The organism is Allosphingosinicella sp., assembly GCF_036387215.1.
Lineage (GTDB): Bacteria > Pseudomonadota > Alphaproteobacteria > Sphingomonadales > Sphingomonadaceae > Allosphingosinicella.
The window spans coordinates 1-4,302 of record NZ_DASVUE010000083.1 but is presented as its reverse complement, the minus strand read 5'-3'; the positions used below and the strand labels follow the sequence as shown (position 1 = coordinate 4,302).

The following is a 4,302-nucleotide window of genomic DNA, read 5'->3' as shown; positions in this document are numbered from 1 at the left end:
GCCGGTGACGATCATCGCCGGTGCAGGCGACAAGATGGTCGACACCGCCGGGCAGTCGAAGCGGCTCTCGGAAACGGTGCCACAAAGCCGCTATATCGAGATCGAAGGCGCGGGGCACATGGTCCATCACACCGCTCACAGAAGGGTCGGCGAATTGATCGCGGGTGCGGCCGGAGCGGTCTAGGCTCGGAGGTGCTTCCAAAGGAGGCGAACAGCGCCGGGTTTAAGCCGGACTCCCGCTGCGGCGGATGACCGGCCGAAGCCGACCGACTAGAATGCTCGTCATGAGGGGCGGACTTTCGATAGGGTTATCGGTATGCACGGCTTCGGCGCTGCTGGCGGCATGCCAGCCGCTCGAGCCGGTCCGCCCCGCCTCGAACGTCAGCGTCGCAGTGGACGAGGAAGCCGATTGGCAGAAGGTCGCCACCGCCGAGGACGAGGACAGGATCCGCCGCCTCGACGCAGCCTGGGCAGAGGCGGTGCAGGATGCACGTAAGGCGGGTTTCGCAAGCCAGCTGAGGGCCGAAGGGGCGCTGCTGGATGCGAGCGCCAGGCTGCCGCGCGCGGCGCCGCCGCCCGGTTCCTATAAGTGCCGGCTGGTGAAGCTCGGCGGAGCTGCCCGAGCGAAAGCCTTCATCGCCTACAAGCCCTTCTTCTGCTTCGTAGGCATCAACGGCGAGCAGCTCTCGATCACCAAGCAGACCGGATCGCGCCGGCCGGGCGGCTATCTGTTCGACACCGAGAAGACCGGCAGGCTCATCTTCCTCGGTTCCGAAGCGCTCGGCACCGAGGAGAATCCCGGCGCCTATGGCGAGGATCCCGCGCGTAGCATGGCCGGCGTGTTCGAACGCTATGGCGACTTTCGCTATCGGCTGGTGGTGCCTTGGCCGCGCGGGGAATCGAAGCTCGACGTGTTCGAGCTGATCCCGCTCCCGCCCCCGGCGGAATGAGCTAGAAAGCCTCGACCGGCAGCGCCATCACGGTGTCGGCGCCGGCCTCGATCTTGCGGCGAAGCGCGCCTGCTTCGGGCATGATCCGCTCGGCAAAGAAGCGAGCGGTGACCAGCTTGGCCTCGTGGAAGCCCCGATCCTCGGCACCGTTCGAAAGCACCGCGCTGCTCGCCTTCGCCATCCGCAGCCACATCAGCCCGAGAGAGACGATGCCCATCAGGTGCATATAATGATAAGCGCCGGCGCCGACCTGGTTCGGATCCTGCATTCCGTTCTGCATGAACCACAAGGTCGATTGCTGGAGCTCGCCGTTCGCGCGCTCGAGCGCCGAGGCCAGTGAGGCGAGAGCCTCGTTCCCCTTGGCGTCACCCGCCTCCTCGGCCACCAGTTTGAAGAAGGCCTGCACTGCGCGGCCACCATTCTGGGCGAGCTTGCGCCCGACAAGATCCATCGCCTGGATCCCGTTCGCGCCCTCGTAGATCTGGGCGATGCGGGCGTCGCGGACGAACTGATCCATGCCCCATTCGCGGATATAGCCGTGGCCGCCGTAGATTTGCTGCGCGTTGACGGCGACCTCGAAGCCCTTGTCGGTCAAATAGCCTTTGATGACGGGCGTCAGCAGCGAGATGATGTCCATCGCCGCTTCGCGTTCGGCTTCATCGGGCGCCTTGCGGGCGAGATCGACCTGAAGCGCGCCCCAGAGCACGAGCGCGCGCGAAGCTTCGTTATACGCCTTGGCCTCCATCAACATGCGGCGCACGTCGGGGTGGACGAACAGGGTGTCGGCCTTGGCGTCCGGATCGCGAAGCTCCGGCGTCAGCGCCCGGCCCTGCCGCCGATCCTTCGCGTACTGGACGGCGTTCTGATAGGCGACTTCCGCCTGCGCCAAGCCCTGGAGGCCGACGCCGAGGCGGGCTGCGTTCATCATGATGAACATCGCCGCGAGGCCCTTCTCCGGCTCGCCGACCAGATAGCCGGTCGCGCCGTCATAGTTCATGACGCAGGTCGAATTGCCGTGGATGCCCATCTTGTGCTCGATCGAGCCGCAGGCGAGGCTGTTGCGCTCACCGACGCCGCCGTCCGCGCCCACCAGGAACTTCGGGACGATGAAGAGCGAGATGCCCTTCACATTATCCGGCGCGCCCGCGATCTTGGCGAGGACGAGGTGGATGATGTTCTCGGACAGATCGTGCTCGCCCGAGGAGATGAAGATCTTGGTTCCGGTGATCTTGTAGCTTCCGTTCGCCTGCGGTTCCGCCTTCGTGCGGATGAGCCCCAGATCGGTGCCGCAATGCGGCTCGGTGAGGTTCATGGTGCCGGTCCAGCGGCCGGCGACCATGTTCGGAAGATAGGTGGCCTTCTGCTCGTCCGAGCCCTTGACGAGGATGGAAGCGATCGCGCCCTGGGTCAGTCCGTTATACATCTCGAACGAATGGTTGGCCGAGCAGAGATACTCCGCCATCGCGGTCGAGACGACGGAGGGAAGCCCCTGGCCGCCATATTCCTCCGGCGCCGAAAGCGTGGTCCAGCCGCCGGCGACGAACTGGTCCCAAGCCTCCTTGAAGCCCGGCGGCGTCGTCACCGATCCGTCCTCGTGCCGGATGCAGCCCTGCTCGTCACCGACGCGGTTGAGCGGCTGAAGCACCTCCTCGCAGAAGCGCGCGCCCTCGCCGAGGATCGCCTCGATCATCTCGGACGACGCGTTCTCGAAGCCAGGGACGCTCGAATAGCGCTCCAGCCCCAGAACCTGATCGATGATGAAGCGCGTTTCGCGGACGGGTGCGGTGTAGCTTGGCATTTCGACTGGCTCCTGGAGATCAGTGTGCGGCGGCAGCGGCGGCTTCGCCGGCGGCGAGCAGGTCTACGAATTCCTGCAGCTCGTGGATGGTCGCCTCGATATCGAGCTTCTGCTTGTTCAAAAGATCGATCCGCTCCCGGCACTTCTGAAGCGTGAAGCGGCGCTGCGAGGCGCGGCCGTCGCCGATGTCGTAAAGATCGATCATTTCGCGAATATCGGCCAGGCTGAAGCCCACGCGCTTGCCGCGGAGGATCCAGGCGAGCCGGGCGCGGTCCCGCCACGAATAGATGCGGGCGAGGCCCTGCCGCTTCGGAGCGATCAGCCCCTCATCCTCGTAGAAGCGGAGCGCGCGCGCGGTGACCCCGAACTCCTCGCAAAGCTCGGTTATCGAATAGGTCTCGGTGCTGTGTTCCGACTGGCGGAAATCGGAGTGGAGAGCGGAGTGAGGCATGACGCTTTCGCTACTTTACGTTCACGTCAACGTCAACCGCACGGGACCGGATGGACGCCTGAGCGAAGCTCGCATAGCCTTGGGGAATGACACGAACCCTGCTCCTCGCCGCCGCCTTCGCGCTCGTTTCCTGCAACTCGGAGGCGACGCCCGAACAGGCCAACGCACAAGCGGCTCCAGCCGCTGGAGCGCGCGCCGTGAAGGTGGAGGAGAAGAGCGACCTGCTCGAATTCAGCTACAGCTGGCCGGCGGAAGCGGCGGCGCTGCCGGGGCTCAACAAGCAGCTCGATGAGGAGATGGGGCGCGACCGCGTCGAGGTGCAGGCGGCGGCGAAGGAGGATAAGGCCGGGCGCGGCGACGGCGGCGCCGACTTCTTCGCCCATTCCTATTCGAAGGAATGGCGGGTGGCGGGCAAGACGCCGCGGCTGCTCAGCATCGTCGCCGAAGTGGGCACCTTCACCGGCGGCGCCCACCCGAACAGCGACTACGACGCGATCATCTGGGATCGGGAGGCGGACCGTCAGGTCGCGTTCGGCGACCTGTTCACGGACGAGGCGCGGGTGATGGCAGCCTTGACCGGCCGCTTCTGCAAAGGGCTCGATGCCGAGCGAACCGACAAACGCGGCGAAGCCCTGCCCGCCTCACCAGGCGATTTCATGACCGCGTGCCCTTCGCTGGCGGACCAGACGATGGTCGCCGCCGATAGCAACGGCAACGGCCGCTTCGACACGCTGCAGGTGCTTCTGCCACCGTCGGTCGCGGGGCCCTATGCGGAAGCCGGGTACCAGGTCGACATCAAGATCGATGCCGCGACGCTGGCGGCAATCAAGCCGGAATATCGCGCCTCGTTCGAAGGCTCACGGTAGCTCTCAGCCGCAATAATCCGGCCGCGGCACGGGCGTGCTGCCGTCGCGCTGGCGCCAGACGCCGTCGCCGAGGCGGAAATACTGGCCCGGGCCGACGCGGCTTGCGAAGATCTCGCAGGCGGTCGCCGCTGCGACTTCCTCGATCTTCGCGCCGCGCTTGCTCGCAAGATCGGTATAGTAAGCGCGGCGCTTGATGTTCACCGCATCGACCTGCGCGCGGAGCGAAGCGTCGGCCGA

At 65.9% G+C, this 4,302-nt stretch carries 6 protein-coding genes; 3 read left to right on the top strand and 3 right to left on the bottom strand.

What is annotated here, in order from left to right:
- Together VF662_RS03640 and VF662_RS03635 are read left to right on the top strand one after the other, a co-directional pair.
- Positions 1–184: alpha/beta fold hydrolase (locus VF662_RS03640; protein WP_464137793.1), on the top strand; the 184-nt coding region annotated here is incomplete at its 5' end.
- Between the two features lie 100 nt (positions 185–284).
- On the top strand, positions 285–950 hold the full coding sequence (locus VF662_RS03635) for a DUF4893 domain-containing protein (protein ID WP_464137789.1): 666 nt from the start codon (positions 285–287) through the stop codon (positions 948–950).
- Between the two features lies 1 nt (position 951).
- Here VF662_RS03635 and VF662_RS03630 read toward each other — a convergent pair whose 3' ends face one another.
- Both VF662_RS03630 and VF662_RS03625 read right to left on the bottom strand, forming a co-directional pair.
- On the bottom strand, positions 952–2,748 hold the full coding sequence (locus tag VF662_RS03630) for an acyl-CoA dehydrogenase C-terminal domain-containing protein (protein ID WP_464137787.1): 1,797 nt from the start codon (positions 2,746–2,748) through the stop codon (positions 952–954).
- A gap of 19 nt (positions 2,749–2,767) precedes the next feature.
- The gene (locus tag VF662_RS03625) at positions 2,768–3,199 is read right to left on the bottom strand and encodes a MerR family transcriptional regulator (RefSeq protein WP_464137785.1); all 432 of its coding nucleotides are present in this window, start codon (positions 3,197–3,199) and stop codon (positions 2,768–2,770) included.
- A gap of 86 nt (positions 3,200–3,285) precedes the next feature.
- Between VF662_RS03625 and VF662_RS03620 the strand changes: the two genes are divergently transcribed.
- Positions 3,286–4,065 carry a DUF4163 domain-containing protein gene (locus VF662_RS03620; RefSeq protein ID WP_464137782.1) on the top strand — a complete coding sequence of 260 codons (780 nt, stop codon included), beginning with the start codon at positions 3,286–3,288 and terminating at the stop codon, positions 4,063–4,065.
- A gap of 3 nt (positions 4,066–4,068) precedes the next feature.
- Here VF662_RS03620 and VF662_RS03615 read toward each other — a convergent pair.
- A partial coding sequence (locus VF662_RS03615; protein WP_464137780.1) for a DUF1318 domain-containing protein occupies positions 4,069–4,302 on the bottom strand: 234 nt, incomplete at its 5' end.